Here is a 17,572-nt window from a genome sequence, read left to right as displayed (position 1 = left end):
TATCATAGAGACTCGCCATGGAGGCCCCGCCCCGCCGATAACTCCGCCAGAAAGCGACCTGGGTCAATGTCCGGCTCATGGCCCCGCAGACGGCGGGTCGCGCCAATAGCGCCGATGTCCGGCCTGGGTATCCGGCGGCTCGAAGGCCCCCAGTTGCAGACGAATGGCGCCCTGTTCGGCACTGTCGTAGATCGCCATGCCCAAGCGTCGATACCGGGCCATCACCTGTGGATGCGGATGGCCGAATGCGTTGCCTTGGCCTCGGGAGATCAATACCGAATGCGGCTTGAGGCGCGACAGCAACGCCATCGACGATGAACTGCGACTGCCATGATGGGGCGCGGCCAGCCACTGGGTCGGGACCGCCATGATGGGGCGCGGCCAGCCACTGGGTCGGGACCGCCAGGGGGCCATCGAGCAACGCACGCTCGGCATGGGTATCGATGTCGCCGGTCAACAGCAACCGCTCGCCGTTGGCCTCGACCAGCAAGACGCAGGACTTCTGGTTGCTTTCAAGGGCCGATGACCATTTCCACACTTCGAAGCGGACGCCGTCCCATTCCCACTGTTCGCCGCTGTCGCAAGCTCCAGCTTCAAGGGCGACGGGCAACGCGGCCGGATCGCCGCTGATCACCCGCAACGTTGCCAGCCCGTTGCGCACGGCCTGGGCACCGCCGGCGTGATCGGCATCGGCATGGCTGAGCAACATCAGGTCCAGCCCCCGCACACCCAGCTTGCGCAAGGTCGGCAGCACGACACGCTCGCCCACATCGGCATCGCCGAAACGAGGCCCTGCATCATAGAGCAGGCTGTGGTGGCGGGTACGCACCAGTACCGCCAGCCCCTGGCCAACGTCCAGTTGCCAGACCTGCGCTCGTCCTGGCGGCACCTCTTCCCGTGGCGCAAACACCATCAGCAACAACATCGGCCACCCCAGCACACGCAGCGGAACGCCCTTGGGCAGCAACAGCATGAAAGCGCCGAGCGCAGCGATGCACCACGCCCACAGAGGGACCGGAACGGGGTCCCAGGCCGGCAGCCGCCCGGCCACCAGCCCGAGCCCCTTGAACAGCAGATCGAGCAAGCCCCCGGCGATCCATAGCAGCGCTTCACCGATGAACGGCACCGGCAGCAACACCGTGCCGAGCAACGCCGACGGCAATACCAGCAGGCTGATCCAGGGTACCGCCAACAGATTCACCAGCGGCCCGCTGAGACTCACCGGCAGACCCAATATCAACAACAAAGGGCACAACCCGAGCGCCATCAGCCATTGGGCACGGGTCCAGGTTTGCCACCAGCGCCAGGGCCCCAGGCGGCCGCCGAAGGTAAACATCAGTACCGCGACCGCGGCAAACGACAGCCAGAACCCCGGCCGCAGGCAGGCCAAAGGATCGAACAGCAGCACGCCATCGAAGGCCAGCAACCACGCCCACCAGGGATCGGGATGCTTGAAGCGCAAGCGCCACAGCAGCACCAGGCCGATCATCGCGCAGGCCCGCCGCACCGGCACCTCGAACCCGGCAAGCAAGCCATAACCCAAGGCCGCGAGGAAGGCCAGCCCACAGGCCCAAGGTAACCACGGCAGGCTTCCCGGCCACAGGCCATAACGCGCCGCGCCAGTCACCAGCAGGTACACCAGGCCGGCGAGCAGCCCGATGTGCTGCCCGGAAATCACCAGCAGATGAACAGTGCCGGTGTCTTGCAACACCTGCCAGTCCTCACGGCTCAACCCGCCGCCGTCGCCCAGGACCAATGCCATCAGCGCACCGGAGCGGCCCTGGGCATCGACCTGCGCAAGCGCCTGGCGCACTCCGTCGCGCCAAGCCCCCTGGGCCGGTTGCAAGCGACGGCCATCCTTGATCGTACCCGTCGCCCCAATGCCCCGACTCAACAGCCAGGCTTCATGGTCGAAACCGTGCGGGTTCAGCAGCCCGGCAGGCCGCTTGAGCTTCACCGCCAACCGCCAACGCTCGCCACTGCTCACCGGTGGCCCCCCGAACCAGGCCAGACGCAGTGACGTCGGCAGCCGGGTGCGCCGCGATCGGGCCTCGACCAGGTCGAAACGCACCACGCCTTCACTGTATTGCGGCAAACCGATCACACGCCCTTCGACCCAACGGGTTTCTCCATCCAGTGCGGCAGGCAGGCGTTCGTCCAACGCGAATTGCGCCGACAGGCAGGCCCAGGCCAACCCCAACAGGAAAAAACCCAGCGGATATGCTCGAAACGGCAGCACCATCAGCGCCAGCATCGGCATTGCTGCGATCAGCCACAACGGCGGCAACGCCGGAAAGAAAACCGGGGCCACCAGCCCCAGTGCAAGCGCGACCAACCCTGTGCGCATAACCCATCCTTGAGAGTCCCCTCTCCAGGCTTAGCCGTTCTGCGGCACCGTGGACGTTATCAATTGTCACAAAGTCTGAATCTGCCGGACTTAGAATCCGGACATACTTGCCGCTTCATTGCTTTGAACCGACCGAGAAGCCTTATGCCCCGGCGCCTATTCAAACGTTACATGCCAGACCCAGCGAGCATTCGGGAACACAAATCCTTACGTTTTCTCGGCACCCTCTTGCATGATCCCAACCTCTGGCACCTCAATCGTCACTCCGTGGCCCGGGCGATGGCGGTCGGCCTGTTTGCCGCTTTTCTGCCTATTCCCTTGCAAATGCTCCTGGCCGCGGCGCTGGCCATCGCGGTACGAGGCAATATTCCGATTGCGGTGAGCCTGGTCTGGCTGACCAACCCCATCACCATGCCGGCAGTATTCTTCTGCACCTACCAGACCGGCGCCTGGCTGATGGACGTGCCCGCCCGAACCTTGCCGGATGAGCTGACCTGGGCGTGGATCACCGAACAACTGTCCACCTTGTGGCAGCCATTTCTGCTGGGCTCGGTGGTAACCGGCCTGGTGCTGGGCGTGCTGGCCTATTTTGTCACCATGAGTTATTGGCGCTGGTGGGTGACCCGGCAATGGAACCGGCGCAAGAAAAGCCGGATGTGAGAGACGAGAAGGCCCCCATTGTTGGAGGCCTTTTTTTGCGGCGTATCTGCGACTAAAACAGATCAAGTGTGGGAGCGAGCCTCTCGCGATGCGGTGGGTCAGATCCGACGCCATCGCGAGCAGGCTCGCTCCCACAGTGATCAGGTGCGCATCCCACGGCCACTGACCAGCAACCGGGCACAACCGATATAGAGCACTACGGTCGCCACCAGCATGAAGGTGATCGCCACGCTGATGCGGATATCCGAAACCCCGAGGATGCCGAAACGGAAGGCGTTGACCATGTGCAGCACCGGGTTGGCCAGGGATACGGTCTGCCAGAACGGTGGCAACAGCGAAATGGAGTAGAACACCCCGCCCAGGTAGGTCAGCGGCGTGAGCACGAACGTCGGGATGATGGAAATGTCATCGAAGTTGCGCGCAAACACGGCGTTGATGAAACCCAACAGCGAAAAAATCGTCGCTGTGAGCACCACCACCAGTACCGTCACGCCCAGATGATGCACCTGCAAATGGGTAAAGAACAGCGACAGCAACGTCACGATCAGACCCACCGCCAAGCCGCGCAACACACCGCCCAGGGTGTAGCCGATCAGGATCGTGTGGGGTGAAACCGGCGACACCATCAACTCTTCGATCGAGCGCTGGAACTTGCTGCCGAAGAAGCTCGACACCACGTTGCCGTAGGAGTTGGTAATCACCGACATCATGATCAGCCCCGGCACGATGTAGTCCATGTACGTGAAGCCGCCCATGTCACCAATCTGCCGGCCGATCAGGTTGCCGAAAATCACGAAGTACAAAACCATGGTGATGGCCGGCGGCAGCAGGGTCTGCGGCCAGATCCGCATGAAACGCCGGACTTCGCGGTAAACGATGGTATTGAGGGCGATGAGGTTGGGTCGCAATTCGGAACTCATACCGCCACCTTTGCCAGGTTTTTCTCCACCAGGGACACGAACAGCTCCTCGAGGCGATTGGTTTTGTTGCGCAGGCTCTGCACTTCGATGTTCTGCAGGGCCAGTTGAGTGAACAACCCGGTGATGCCGACGGTTTTATCCACCTGGACTTCCAGGGTGTGAGGGTCCATCAGCCGGGCCGGATAGCCGATCAATTGAGGGGCAGCCTTCAGATCGCCCTTCAGATCCAGCAGGAACGTCTCCACGTGCAGTTGGCTGAGCAATTGCCGCATGCTGGTGTTCTCGACGATGGTGCCGTGGTCGATGATGCCGATGTTGCGGCACAGCTGTTCGGCCTCTTCCAGGTAATGAGTGGTGAGAATGATGGTGATGCCTTTCTGGTTCAACTCGGTCAGGAAGGTCCACATCGAACGACGCAACTCGATGTCCACGCCGGCGGTCGGCTCGTCGAGGATCAGCAGGCGCGGCTCATGCACCAGCGCACGGGCAATCATCAGCCGGCGCTTCATGCCGCCGGACAACGAACGGGACGGCACGTCACGCTTGTCCCACAACCCCAGCTGGGTCAGGTACTGCTCGGCGCGCTCGTTGGCGATCTTCGGTGGGATGCCGTAGTAACCCGCCTGGGTCACAACGATGTCGAAGGTCTTTTCGAACTGGTTGAAATTGAATTCCTGGGGCACCACGCCGATGCAACGCTTGAGCGCGGCGGGCTCGCGGTCCAGGTCATGGCCGAAGACATTCACCGAGCCACTGGTCTTGTTCACCAGGGTGGAAAGAATGCCGATGGTGGTGGATTTGCCGGCACCGTTGGGGCCGAGCAAGGCGAAAAAATCACCTTCGGCAACGTCCAGATCGATACCACTCAGGGCCTGGAAACCGTTGCCGTAGGTTTTGGTTAGCTGCCGGATGGACAGAGCGGAACTCATATCGGATCTACGCACCAAGAAGGGAGGAAAGGAATACATGAGGGCGCGCGGCGAGCAATACAACCACGACGCACGAAGGCCATGGTGCTTGGCGTCGCCGCACAAGTACAGTCACGCGTGTCGATAGTAAGTATTAAGTCAACGCGGTCATGACGGCCTTGCGGTAGGCCGGACGCTGCTGCAACCGCCGGTACCAGGCTTCGAGATGAGGCTGCGCCGCCCGCTCGATGGGCATTTCGAACCAGGCATAGATGAAACTGCCCAGGGGAATGTCGCCCATGCCGATCGCCTCACCCGAGAGGTAGGGCTGTTCGCTCAAGGCCTGGTCTGCCATTGCCAGCAAGCCATCGCACTCCTTGATCGCCGCATGGATGGCCGGCCAGTCCTGCTGCTCGGCTGGCGTGCGCAGGACACCCCAGAACACAGTGCGAAACGGCCCGGCAAAGGACGACGTGGTCCAGTCCATCCATTTGTCAGCCGAGGCTCGCGCCTGGAGATCGCTCGGGTACCAGGCTGAACCGGGCGCATGGCGAGCCAGCAGATAACGCACGATGGTATTGGATTCCCACAACACGAAACCGTCGTCTTCGATCATTGGAACGCGGCCGTTGGGGTTCTTCGCCCGGTACTCCGGCGTGTCTACCACCCCGAACGCACCGCCCGCATCAATGGCCTCGAAGGCCAGTCCCAGCTCTTCGGCGCACCACAGTGCCTTGCGGACATTCGATGAATTCTTCCGGCCCCAGATCTTCAGCATCACGGTTTCCCTCGGTGGATAAGTGCCGCAGCAGCATACGCCGGATCAGTCGCGACTCAAATCGTCACCACGATCCAGAGCCGAACTGATCCCTGTGGCGAGGGGATTTATCCCCGCTGGGTTGCGCAGCAACCCCAAGATCTGTCTTCGCGGGGCGTCATTGTATAGGGCCGCTGCGCGCCCCAACGGGGATAAATCCCCTCGCCACAGGTCTTGCATTCACTTGCATGATTTAGCGTCCCGTATCTGTCCACAGTTAATGGCATTTCAGCCAAACAACGGCGCTTTCTCACTTTTCCAACGAACCATTTCCCACGTTTGTTGCCAACCAGACTGGCGCAATGCATCCGGGGTTTCCCACGAAATCAATCACATCGCGCTGACCGCCGCTTTTACAGATGCCGTCTAAGCTCTGTGGGTCGGTTTTGCCCTGGTTCACGGAGGACTACCTATGCTGTTGTTGTGGATACTGGTTCTGGTCGTCGGGATAGCCTGGCTGGCGCATCGGCGCACCGCCCCGCTGCCCACGCTGGGGATCGTCGCGGTCTACCTGCTGGCGATGGGCATATTCAGCCACGCGCCAGGCACGCTGATGCTGATCCTCTGGGTCGTGCTCGGCGCCATCGCGGCGCCTTTGCTGCTGCCGGACCTGCGCCGCAAGTATTTCAGCGCGCCGATGTTCGACTGGTTCCAGAAGACCCTGCCGCCCATGTCGGAGACCGAGCGCGATGCCATCGACGCCGGTACGGTGTGGTGGGATGGCGAGCTGTTCAGTGGCCGGCCGGATTGGAACCTGCTGCTGGCCTATCCCAAGGTGCAACTGACCGAGGAGGAGCAGGCGTTCCTCGACGGTCCCACCGAAGCACTCTGTGCCATGGTCAGCGACTGGCAGATCGGCCAGGCCATGGACCTGCCGCCCGAAGCCTGGGCGCACATCAAGGAATATGGGTTCTTTGCGCTGATCATTCCAAAAGAATACGGGGGCAAGGGCTTCTCCGCCTACGCCCACTCCCAGGTAGCGATGAAACTGGCCACCCGCAGCGGCGACCTGGCCTCCACGGTGATGGTCCCCAACTCCCTCGGTCCGGCGGAGTTGCTGCTGCACTACGGTACCGAGGAACAGCGTGACCATTACCTGCCGCGACTGGCCCGTGGCGACGACATTCCGTGCTTCGCCCTGACCGGTCCCCTGGCCGGTTCCGACGCCGGGGCGATGCCCGACACCGGCATCATCTGCAAAGGTGACTGGCAAGGCCAGGAAACCCTGGGCCTGCGCCTGAACTGGGAAAAGCGGTACATCACCCTGGGGCCCGTGGCCACCCTCCTCGGCCTGGCCTTCAAGGCCTACGACCCCGACCATCTGTTGGGGGACGAAGAAGACCTGGGCATCAGCCTTGCCCTGATCCCCACCGACACCCCCGGCGTGCACATAGGCCGGCGTCACCTGCCCCTCGGCGCGGCGTTCATGAACGGGCCGAACTGGGGCAAGGACGTGTTTATCCCGCTGGACTTCCTCATTGGCGGCCAGCCCATGCTCGGCAAAGGCTGGATGATGCTGATGAACTGCCTGTCGGTCGGCCGTTCGATTTCCCTGCCGGCCGTGGGCACCGGGGCGGCGAAGTTCACCAGCCTGGTGACCGGCCAGTACGCCCAGGTACGGGAACAGTTCAACGTACCGTTGTCAGCCTTCGAAGGCATCCAGGAAGCCATGGCGCGTATCGGTGGCAATGCCTGGATGATGGATGCCGCCCGCATGCTGACCGCCAACGCGGTGGACCTGGGGGAAAAGCCCTCGGTGCTGTCGGCGATCCTCAAGTACCACCTGACTGAACGCGGCCGCGAGTGCATCGGCCACGCCATGGATGTGCATGGCGGCAAAGGCATCATCATGGGCCCGAACAACTACCTGGGGCGCAGTTGGCAAGGCGCGCCGATTTTCATCACCGTGGAAGGCGCGAACATCCTGTCGCGCAACCTGATGATCTTCGGCCAGGGGGCGATCCGCTGCCATCCGTTCGTGCTCAAGGAGATGGCCTTGGCGACCCGCGAAGACAAGGACCAGGCGCTGATCGAGTTCGACGGTTTGTTGCTCAAGCACATCGGCTTCGCCATCAGCAACGCGGCCAGTACCCTGGTGCTGAACCTGGGCCTGGGGCATTTCGACCGGGCTCCCGGCAACACCCTGAGCCAAGGGTATTTCCGCGCGCTCAATCGACAGGCAGCGGCATTTGCCCTGCTGGCGGACCTGAGCATGATGCTGCTGGGCGGTGAGCTCAAACGTCGCGAACGCCTGTCGGCGCGCCTGGGCGATGTATTGAGCAACCTTTACCTGGCTTCGGCGGCGCTCAAGCGCTATCACGACCTGGATTCACCGGACCACATGACGCCGCTGTTCACCTGGGCCATGGAGGAAAGTCTCGGCCAGTCGGAGCGAGCGCTGGACGAACTGCTGGCCAACTTCCCTAATCGGCTGCTGGGTGGCCTGCTGCGCTGCGTGGTGTTCCCCTTCGGCCGTCGTCACAAAGGGCCGAGCGACAGGCTGGACGCAGAAGTCGCGGCGGTGATCGGGCGGGCCAAGGGCGACCCGACCCTCGAAGAATTGCTGCAGGGCTGCTATCGCCCGCACTCGGTCGACGATCCGGTCGGCGCCCTGCAACACGCTGCCGACCTGCTGACGGCGGCCCAGCCGTTGCAGAAAAAATTGCATGCGGCGCTCAAGCACGGTCAGCTCAAGCCGGTTCCCGGCGAGCCCCTTATCGACGCGGCCCTCGAAGCCGGTGTGCTGCAGGCCGGCGAAGCCGAGGCCCTGCGCGCAGCCGAAACGGCGCGGCGCAAGGTGATCGACGTGGATGATTTCGACAAGGAGGCGCTGACGCTGGCCGAGGGCAAGGTTCGTTGATTGTGTGACGAGGGGATAAATCCCCTCGCCACACAGGACTGGCCCCACACTGACCCACGGCCATGTAAAAACCGGCGCAGGGGCTTTATACTCCCGCGCCCGTTTTGCTCTTGAGGACTTATCTCGTGTCCAATGTCGTTGCCGATCACCTTGTCTTGCTTGACCACTTGCGCAGCATCCTGGTCGCCGTAGGTGAGGCCGAACAGGTTCCCGAAGAAAGCCATGCGCTGTTCCTGGAGCGCTTCGATGAATTGCGCGCGCAACTACCCGTCGATCCTATCGAAAGCCAGTACCTGGGCCAGGACCTCCTCTGCCAGGTGATCGTCCGTTATCCACAGATCGCCCACCTGGTACCGCGCGACCTGCTGTGGTACTTCGGTGGTGACTGCCTGCACTACATGCCCGACGAGGAAATCGATCTGTACCAGGCTCTCGAGGAACGTCGTTTCGAAGCCGAACAGAACGACGAACCTTTCGACTGGAACCAGGAGAAGCAATTGCTGGCGATGTCGGAACAGGACAGCAAGCACTGATTGCGATCAGTCATGCAAAGGCCCGCACGGTTAACCCTGCGGGCTTTTTTTGTGCTCCAGCCAAAGGATGTTGTCCAGGGAGGCCCTCACAAAAACCGAAAAAGACGTTTTATTGACGCACCCCACATAACATTTTTCACCCACGCCACTTTTCAGACGTTTTTTTCACTTTCGGCGTGGCGCTTTGCCATGGGTGAACTACCGTCAATCAGAAGCGAGCAAGGTGACCGGCAAATCGCCCCTCAGGCGAGCTGTTCGCGCCAGTCACCACTCGATAACCTGGGTTTATTTCCGGGTGTTGAGATAGGGGGGTAGCCCGGGCCCCATAAATGATCCGAGGCAACTGGTTAAGTCTAGGGACGACCTGTCTGTCGAGGAGCATTCTATGAGCTATCGTACCGCGCCCGCGTTAAAACACTTCATTCATGGCCTGTTCCTGATGGGCCTTGGCCTGGATGCGGCGCACGCCGCAGCCAGCAATTGTTCGCAGCTGGACAACTTGCCAGCGACCTTCGAGGTCGGCCAGGGACTCCAGAGCGAGCTACGCATCCTGGCCCCCGTGACCAAGCTGGCGGTAGGCGACCCGAAAATCGCCGACGTGCAGCCCAGTGGCAGCGACGCCTTCATTCTCACAGGCGTAGCGCCGGGCGCTACCAGCCTGATGGTCTGGACAGCGTGTTCGAAGATGCCCCGCCAGAGCATGATCTTCGTCAAAGGCAGGGCCACTGAAGCACTGACCACTGCAGCGACCGTGCCTTCCGAAGATCCGATGCTGCTCGCCCAGGTGCAGACCGACATCCGTTTCGTCGAGGTCAGCCGGACCAAACTCAAAGAAGCCTCGACCTCGATCTTCGGCAGCCGTGGCAACTTCCAGTTCGGTTCGCCGAGGACCCTGCCCACCATCGGGGGTGTGGTCCGGCCTTCACTGCCGGTCAATAACGACATGTTCAACCTGTCTTTCGCCACCGGACAAACCTTGCTGATGATCAACGCGCTGGAAGGCAGCGGCTTCGCCTATACCCTGGCGCGGCCGAGCCTGGTGGCCCTCAGTGGGCAGAGCGCAAGCTTCCTGGCCGGCGGCGAAGTGCCGATTCCAGTGCCCAGTGCCGGCAGCGACAACGTGTCCATCGAGTACAAGGAGTTCGGCATTCGCCTGACCCTGACACCGACCGTCATCGGCAAAAGCCGCATCGCGTTGAAGGTCGCGCCGGAAGTCAGCGAGCTGGACTTCACCAACGCCGTGAACATCGCCGGCACGCTGGTTCCAGCGCTCACCGTGCGTCGTACCGATACCAGCATTGCCCTGGCCGACGGCGAAAGCTTCGTCATCAGCGGCCTGATCAGTACGCGCAACGCCTCGCAGGTGAACAAGTTTCCCGGCCTGGGTGACATTCCGATTCTCGGCGCGTTCTTCCGTAACCACTCCATCGACCGTGAAGAACGGGAACTGCTGATGATTGTCACCCCGCACCTGGTCCAACCGTTGGCCGTCGACGCGCAACTGCCGACGCTGCCGGGTGAACAACTGCGCAACTATGACCCGAACTTCTATCGCATGTACTTCCTCGAACACGGCGAGTTCGACAACCGCAGCGGGCTTTCCCAATGAGCCGGCGCCTGATGTGCAAGGGGTCGGGGGTTCAGCCTGGTGTCGGAGGACATTCCATGAAAGCAGTGATTGCGATAACGGCGACCTTGATACTCGCCGGGTGTGCCAGTAACGGCGTGGTAGCTTCTCGTCCGTCCAGTTGCACCAGGCCCGGATCCGATCAGGAACTGGCCCTGAACCTGGCGGATGACATGGCCAACGATGGGCGTTTGTACGCCAGCCTGGCGAACCTCGAAGGTCTGCCCGAAGACCTCGTCCAGGTCCGTCTGCGCAAGGCCCGGGTGCTGCGCTTGATGGGCCGCAACGAGGCAGAGCCGTTGTACAAGAGCCTGCTCGGGACCTGCCTGGCCGCTGACGGAGAACATGGCCTCGGCCAACTGGCCGCCGCCAAGAATGATAATGCCAGCGCCGCCGAGCACCTTGAACGCGCGGCGAAGATGGCTCCTACCGAAGGAAAGATCCGCAACGACCTGGGTGTCGTCTACCTCAACCAACGCCGGATCACTGAAGCGCGCTTCGAGTTCATGACCGCCATGGAACTCCGGCAAGCGGACTCCCTGGCTGCCCTCAACATGGTGACGCTGCTGATCTACCAGGACAACTGGAAGCAAGCCGCCGAACTCGCGAGCATGGCCAAGCTGAGCCCCGCACAAGTGGCGGATGCTCAAGCCCGCGCTGAGAGGATCAGGGGCTCGGCCACCAAAACGGGAACGACACAGGCAGACCGTTCGAATGAGGTCGTCGATGCCTCATCCAGCGCGGCCAAGTAGAGCGTTACGAGGAGTTCAAGAGATGAAAACGAAACAGCTGTTGATCGTCTGCATCGCATGCCTGTCCACCTCCGCCTGGGCAATCGAGCCGGGCCCCTCTTCGGCCGCGCAACAAGGCACCGAAAGCTGGATGCAGTTGCAGATTCGCGGTGTGGTCGCGTCCACCAACCTGCAGACCGCCTCCGCCGCCGAGCGTGAAATGGCCATGCAGCGCTGGCTCAATAGTTTCAACTATCCGATTCCGGAGTTTTTTGAACAGAAGTCGGGGGGAGAAATCACCAGCAGCAAATGAGTCACCCAGGAAACAAAAGATCGTCCGAAGGCTTTGCTGCTTTCGGACGATTTTTTTACGCCACCGTAGCTGTGGGAGCGAGCCCGCTCGCGATGGCGTCGGCACATTCAACACTTGCGTGACAGACGCTCCGCTATCGCGAGCAGGCTCGCTCCCACCATTGGATTGGGGTATGGCCGGGGAGACAGGTCGGCTGTAAGGCCGCCTTCGCGAGCAAGCCCGCTCCCACACTGGATTCGGGGTGTACGCAGCCTTTGCATCCACCACCAAACCCTGTGGGAGCGAGCCCGCTCGCGATCGCGTCGGCACATTCACCACTTGCGTGACAGACGCTCCGCTATCGCGAGCAGGCTCGCTCCCACAATTGGATTGGGATTCCGCCAGAGAGATAGGTCGGCTGTGAGGCCGCCTCGCTTTTGCTTTTGCTTTTGATCTTGGGCGCCCCGTTAAACCACGATGGCCGAACGCAGGTATTGCGTAGTGGGCAACCCGGCATGGATGCCGGGTTAGCCGCGCTGGGCCATGGATGGCCCTTCACGGCGGGCCCACGGAGCAATGCCGGAGTGAGGGCACACCGAGCCTAGGCGAGGTGCCGAGTGGTGGGGCAAAGCGTTTTTGGTTACTTTTGGCGCTCTTCCAAAAGTGACCCGCTGTAAAAGCGGAACCGCCAGCAGCCGTTACCGCAGAAATGGATATGTACTCGATCCACAACGGCCCCACGCAGCTACATATTCCCAAACGCCCTGAACACCCCAATCATGGCCGGCCCAATCGCAACCAGGAAGAAACTCGGCCACAAACAGAAGATCAGCGGAAAGATCAACTTGGTACCGATCTTCGCCCCCATTTCCTCGGCAGCCTGGGTACGCCGGTCACGGAACTCATCAGCGTAGATACGCAAGGTATCGGCCACGCTGGTACCGAAGCGAATGCTCTGCGCCAACAGGCTGACCAGCCCCTGGATGTCCTCCAGGCCAGTGCGCAGGGCCAGTTGCCGGAGTGCCTCGGTACTGGTGATGCCTGCGCGGATCTGCGCATTGACCAGGGCCAGCTCTTCGGCCAGTTCAACCTGGCTGACCGCCATTTCCTCGGCCACCCGCTCGATAGTCGTGGGCAGGGCCAGGCCCGACTCGACGCACACCACCATCAAATCCAGTGCATCCGGAAAGGCGGCCCGCAGCCGGGCCTGGCGCGCCTGCTTGCGCTTGCCGACGTAGAGCGCCGGCAGCAGCCAGCCGATGCCCACCATCAGGATCACCCCCAGCAGGCCGATGATCATCGGCACCTTGATCAGCGGCAACAGCAAGAGCGCCAGGCCGAGCATCAACAGCGGCAGCATCAGGCGCACGGCCCAGTACATCTGCACCGCCGATGCGGAGCGGTAACCGGCGTGCGTCAGCAGGATCTGGGTGGCGGACGTCTGGGTCGGATCGGCCGAGGCAAAGCGCTGGCCGATCCGTTCGAGCAGCAATTGCAGGTTACCGGGCGCCTCACGCCCCGCCGCGCTGCCCGAATAACCGCGCTTGATCAGCGCCAGGCGCCGCTGGACCGGGTCCTGCAACCCCAGCATCAACAACAGCAAGGCGGCCATCGTCAGCACCGTACTGAGCCCAATCGCAGTGACGAACAGCAGGCGCGCCAACTCCTCGCTCCCGGTAAACCGACTGAATAACCCGAGCAAAAAATCCATGACTGATACTCCGCGGCAAGACAGCGTTCAAACCTGGATCCGGATGATCTTCCGTATCCAAAAAATCCCGATCAACATGGCGCAGAACGCACCGATGATCAGCTTGTGGCCTATGGGATCGTTGATCAGCACAGGCATGTAGCTGGGGCTCGTGAGCACGATGGCAATCGCCAGCACGAAAGGAATCGCCACCAGCACCCAGGCCGACATGCGCCCTTCCGCCGACAGGGTCCTGATCTTGCGCTGGAAGCGGAAGCGCCCGCGGATCAAGCGGCTCAGGCGCTCAAGCACCTCGGTCAGGTTGCCGCCGGTTTCGCGGTGGATGAGGATCGAGGTCACGAGCATCATCACCGTCATGCTGGGCATGCGCTCCAACAGGCCGAGCATGGCCCGGCGCACATCGTTGCCATAGTTGATGTCGGCGAAGGTCAGCCCGAACTCCTGGGCCACGGGCCCCTTGTGCTCATCGGCCACCAACCGCAGGGTTTCGTTGAACGGGTGACCGGCGCGCAGGGCCCGGCACATGGCGTCCAGCGCATCCGGTAAACCTTCCTCGAACGCCGCGAAACGCTTGCTGCGGTCGCGCATGATTTTCAACACCGGCACCCAGAACAGCACAAAGGCCGCCAGCAATGCCATCCACCAGATCGGCGAAACCATCAGCACCAAGACGGCGGCCGCCACGCCCAGGACCAGACCGAGCACCATCACCCGATAGGCGCGGTATTCATGGCCGGCCTGCTCGATCAGTTGCGTCAGGTTGGCCATGAAGGGCAACTGCTCGAGCCGGGCCTCCAGGGGCGACAGGCGCGTCAGGTATTTCTGCCGCAATACGGTCTGCATATTGGGCAGATGGTTGGCTTTCTCCAGTACATGCAAACGGCCGCGAATGCGCTTGCGCATCTTGCCGGCCTCGCCGAACACCGGGACCACCACGCCCTGGGACAGGAGGAAAACGGCGATGAACACCATGCCCAGGAAAATCAGGATGAATTCGGCAGGGATATTGTTCATGACGACCGGGCCTCCATCCACTCAGGGCGGAACAGGGTCAGCGGCAACTCGATGCCACGTTTGGCCAACACATCGCGAAAGGCCGGGATCATGCCGCTGGGCCGATACTCACCGAGCACCTCGCCGTGCTCGCCGATGCCCTGGCGTGCAAAGCAGAAGATTTCGGTCATGGTGATGACCTCCCCTTCCATGCCGTTAATCTCCTGGATGCTCACCACCCGGCGCTTGCCATCTTCTTGACGCTCGAGTTGGATCACCACATCGATGGCCGAGGCAATTTGTTGACGCATGGCCTTGATCGGAAAAGTCGCCCCGGTCATCGACACCATGTTCTCGATTCGCCCCAATGCATCCCGTGCGGTGTTGGCGTGGATGGTGGTCAGGGAACCGTCGTGACCGGTGTTCATCGCCGTGAGCATGTCCAATGCCTCGGCACCGCGCACCTCGCCAATGACAATCCGGTCCGGACGCATCCGCAGGCTGTTGCGCACCAGTTCCCGCTGGCTCACTTCGCCGCGCCCCTCAATGTTCGAAGGTCGGGTTTCCAGGCGCACCACATGGGGTTGCTGCAGTTGCAGCTCGGCCGAATCCTCGATGGTGACGATGCGCTCGTTGTGCGGAATGAAACTGGACAGCACATTGAGCATGGTGGTCTTGCCGCTGCCGGTCCCGCCGGAAATCAGCACGTTCAGGCGCCCGCGCACGATGGCCTTGAGCAACAGGGCAATGGCCGGGGTCATGGTGCCCACCTGGATCAGGCTGTCGGTGTTGAGCAGGTCCACCGCGAAACGCCGGATCGACATGCTCGGGCCGTCGATGGCCAGCGGCGGGATGATCGCGTTGACCCGAGAGCCATCCTTGAGCCTGGCGTCCACCAGTGGCGAGGACTCGTCGATGCGCCGCCCCAGGCTGGAAACGATGCGGTCGATAATGTTCAACAGGTGCTGGTCGTCACGGAAGCGCACGTCGGTGCGTTGCAGCTTGCCGAAACGCTCGACGTAGACCGAGGCAAACCCGTTGACCAGGATGTCGGACACGCTGTGGTCGGCCAGCAGCGGTTCCAGCGGGCCGAGGCCCAGCACCTCATCGGTGATCTGCTTGATGATCAACTGACGACTGGCGGTGCTCACCGGCGCCGAGTGTTCTTCGAGCAGGCGCTGACAGATATCGCGAATCTGCCGCGAGGCCTCCACCTGTTCGAGGGCGTCGAGCAAGGACAGGTCCATGACCTTGAGCAACTGCTGGTAGATCTTTTCCCGCCACTCGGCTTCCACCGGCGTGACCTGGCTGCGGGTTTCGTAGAGCACGTCCGGGACGGCCTGTTCCCAGGCCATCAGTTCCTCGGTCGAATCCGGCAGGCCATCGCCCTGCAGGGAGGCCACTGAAGCGCCGGGTTTACCGGACTGTTTGCGCAAGCGGTTGCGGAAATCGCTGATCATGGGTCATCCCCCGAAAAAACGGTTGAAGGCGCGTTTGAACAGGCCTTTGTCTGTGCTCATCTGGTGACCGACCAGGTCTTCGGTCAAATCGCGCAGGGCGACGGTGATGGCCGCCCTCGGCGCGTGCAGCCCCAACGGCACACCAGTGTTCTGACTCTGGCTGACCAGGTTGAAGTCATTGGGTAATCTGGACAGGTTCGTGCAGCGCAGGGCCTCGCCGATGTCCTTGAGACTGATTGCGGCCGCCTTGTCATAGCGGTTGACCACGATCTGCAACTGGTCCCCGCGCACACCCAGGTCTTCGCGCAGGATCCGCACCAGGGCACTGGCATCGCGCAGGTGGCTGACGCTCTGTTGCACCACCACGTACACCCGGTCCACCTGTTCCAGCACGGAGCCGGTGAGATGGTCGATCTGCCGCGGCAGGTCCACCACCACCCAGTCGTAGCTGGCGCGGGCCAGTTGCAGGAGGGTGTCGAGCTGTTCCGGTTGGGCGTCCTGGGGCAGGCACAACTCGCCGGCGCGCCCGCCCAGCACATGCAGGGTCGGGCTGAAATGGCTGCAGAAACCCCGCAGCGCGATGCTGTCCAGGTCGTCGATCTGCTGCAGCACTTCCAGGTGGCTGTGGGACTGCGCGACGTCGAGGTAATGGGTCACGCTGCCGAACTGCAGGTCCATATCCAGCAACAGGGTATTCCCCGCCCGGGCGCTCAGTTGTTGGGCCAAGTTGCAGGCCACCAGGGTACCGCCGGAGCCACCCTTGGCGCCGATCACGGCGACCAGCTTGCCCTCGGCGCCGTTGCCCAGGCGAACCTCGGCCACCAGGCGATTCAATGCCGCGACCAATTCGGTATCGGCGATAGGCTCGGGCAGCACGTCACGGGCACCGGCCTGCATGGCCAGGCGCATGGCCTCCTGATCGCCCAACAGGCCGCACACCAGCATCGGTGGACGTTCATGAGGTGGACGTTGCAGCAACGCCGCCAGCTCTTCGCGCCACAGGTGGCTGACCCGCAACAGCAACAGATCGGGCATGCGCTCCAGGCCGTAAAGGGGATCGACATGCCCATTGCTTACCAATCGCGTGCTGACTTCCAGGCAGGGCATGCGCTGGCAGACACATTGCAGGTCGCGCAGGGACGCGGCGTCACGACTGCTGATCAGCAGTCGCAGCCCGGCTTTGCCCGTGGCGGTCGGAACCGGCGTTTCTCTGGTATTCAGCATGGTGTGATCTCCCCGGAATCGGAATGACGCCCAAGGCTTTCGCGTGGCAAGGTTGCCCTGAAGGCGGGCAAGGTAATGGACACGCCCAAGCCGGGAATGAACAGGTTGAACACGTAGTTCTGTACGCTCAACTGGACATAGCGGATGGCCCGGAAGCCGTTGGCACTGACCGTGTCGGCGGGGTTCGCCACCACAGCGCCGTTGACGTCCAGGTAGGTCAGCGCCAGGTTCGTGGTGGCCAGGCTGGTGATCAGTTGGCTGGTGCCGGCGTCGGTCGCGGCGTTGAAGATGGCCCGGCGCAACACCACCGGATCGCTGATGTTGCACACCGCCGCCAGGCGCGCACCGCGCCGCGCGGCTTCATCCAGGGCATTGGCGGTAAAGTACAGCCGGCCCATCTCCACCACGCCGAACAGCAGGATGAACACCAGCAGGCCCACGAAGGAAAACTCGACGATGTAGGTGCCGCGCATGTGTTTGTGGTTCATC

General features: G+C 62.2%; 14 protein-coding genes and 1 pseudogene. 6 read left to right on the top strand and 9 right to left on the bottom strand.

Annotated elements, in window-relative coordinates; genetic code table 11:
• Positions 1 to 75: 75 nt before the first annotated feature.
• Positions 76 to 2,347, bottom strand: a pseudogene (locus tag CGA22_RS21005) (DNA internalization-related competence protein ComEC/Rec2).
• A 144-nt stretch (positions 2,348 to 2,491) separates the two neighbouring features.
• On the opposite strand from CGA22_RS21005, the gene CGA22_RS21000 reads away from it, so the two are divergent.
• A complete protein-coding gene (locus CGA22_RS21000) occupies positions 2,492 to 3,007 on the top strand; it encodes a DUF2062 domain-containing protein (RefSeq protein WP_041024631.1) in 516 nt (171 codons plus the stop codon).
• A 140-nt stretch (positions 3,008 to 3,147) separates the two neighbouring features.
• On the opposite strand, the gene CGA22_RS20995 is transcribed toward CGA22_RS21000, so the two are convergent.
• The 3 genes from CGA22_RS20995 to CGA22_RS20985 form a co-directional block, all read right to left on the bottom strand.
• Complete coding sequence (locus CGA22_RS20995) at positions 3,148 to 3,927, bottom strand: ABC transporter permease (RefSeq protein WP_041024632.1); 780 nt, start codon at positions 3,925 to 3,927, stop codon at positions 3,148 to 3,150.
• Entirely contained in the window at positions 3,924 to 4,856 is a 933-nt protein-coding gene (locus CGA22_RS20990; RefSeq protein WP_041024633.1) for an ABC transporter ATP-binding protein, read from the bottom strand. The genes CGA22_RS20995 and CGA22_RS20990 overlap by 4 nt, the downstream gene beginning before the upstream one ends.
• Positions 4,857 to 4,989: 133 nt before the next feature.
• Positions 4,990 to 5,613, bottom strand: a complete 624-nt coding sequence (locus CGA22_RS20985; protein ID WP_041024634.1) for a glutathione S-transferase family protein — start codon at positions 5,611 to 5,613, stop codon at positions 4,990 to 4,992.
• Between the two features lie 451 nt (positions 5,614 to 6,064).
• Here CGA22_RS20985 and CGA22_RS20980 point away from each other — a divergent pair, with 451 nt between their 5' ends.
• From CGA22_RS20980 to CGA22_RS20960, 5 genes are all read left to right on the top strand, one after another.
• Complete coding sequence (locus tag CGA22_RS20980; protein ID WP_041024635.1) at positions 6,065 to 8,512, top strand: acyl-CoA dehydrogenase; 2,448 nt, start codon at positions 6,065 to 6,067, stop codon at positions 8,510 to 8,512.
• A 125-nt stretch (positions 8,513 to 8,637) separates the two neighbouring features.
• A complete protein-coding gene (locus CGA22_RS20975) occupies positions 8,638 to 9,045 on the top strand; it encodes a PA2817 family protein (protein ID WP_041024636.1) in 408 nt (135 codons plus the stop codon).
• A gap of 385 nt (positions 9,046 to 9,430) precedes the next feature.
• Entirely contained in the window at positions 9,431 to 10,654 is a 1,224-nt protein-coding gene (locus CGA22_RS20970; RefSeq protein ID WP_041024637.1) for a type II and III secretion system protein family protein, read from the top strand.
• Between the two features lie 56 nt (positions 10,655 to 10,710).
• Positions 10,711 to 11,424, top strand: coding sequence for a tetratricopeptide repeat protein (locus CGA22_RS20965; protein WP_041024638.1), 714 nt, complete (start codon positions 10,711 to 10,713; stop codon positions 11,422 to 11,424).
• A 22-nt stretch (positions 11,425 to 11,446) separates the two neighbouring features.
• Entirely contained in the window at positions 11,447 to 11,716 is a 270-nt protein-coding gene (locus CGA22_RS20960; protein ID WP_041024639.1) for a DUF3613 domain-containing protein, read from the top strand.
• Between the two features lie 724 nt (positions 11,717 to 12,440).
• On the opposite strand, the gene CGA22_RS20955 is transcribed toward CGA22_RS20960, so the two are convergent.
• The 5 genes from CGA22_RS20955 to CGA22_RS20935 are packed head-to-tail and all read right to left on the bottom strand — an operon-like array spanning position 12,441 to position 17,571.
• A complete protein-coding gene (locus tag CGA22_RS20955; RefSeq protein ID WP_041020986.1) occupies positions 12,441 to 13,406 on the bottom strand; it encodes a type II secretion system F family protein in 966 nt (321 codons plus the stop codon).
• Between the two features lie 27 nt (positions 13,407 to 13,433).
• Positions 13,434 to 14,420: a type II secretion system F family protein gene (locus CGA22_RS20950; RefSeq protein WP_041020987.1), complete on the bottom strand. Its 987-nt coding sequence runs from the start codon at positions 14,418 to 14,420 to the stop codon at positions 13,434 to 13,436.
• Positions 14,417 to 15,859, bottom strand: a complete 1,443-nt coding sequence (locus CGA22_RS20945) for a CpaF family protein (protein ID WP_188258694.1) — start codon at positions 15,857 to 15,859, stop codon at positions 14,417 to 14,419. Before CGA22_RS20945 ends, CGA22_RS20950 begins: the two co-directional genes overlap by 4 nt.
• A gap of 3 nt (positions 15,860 to 15,862) precedes the next feature.
• The gene (locus tag CGA22_RS20940) at positions 15,863 to 17,083 is read right to left on the bottom strand and encodes an AAA family ATPase (protein ID WP_041020989.1); all 1,221 of its coding nucleotides are present in this window, start codon (positions 17,081 to 17,083) and stop codon (positions 15,863 to 15,865) included.
• A complete protein-coding gene (locus CGA22_RS20935) occupies positions 17,077 to 17,571 on the bottom strand; it encodes a TadE family protein (protein ID WP_041020991.1) in 495 nt (164 codons plus the stop codon). Before CGA22_RS20935 ends, CGA22_RS20940 begins: the two co-directional genes overlap by 7 nt.
• Between the last annotated feature and the right edge of the window lies 1 nt (position 17,572).

Source organism: Pseudomonas sp. PSB18 (genome assembly GCF_014596565.1).
Classification (GTDB): Bacteria; Pseudomonadota; Gammaproteobacteria; order Pseudomonadales; family Pseudomonadaceae; genus Aquipseudomonas.
The sequence above is the reverse complement of the archived record's forward strand: the minus strand, read 5'-3'. Positions and strand labels throughout refer to the sequence as shown.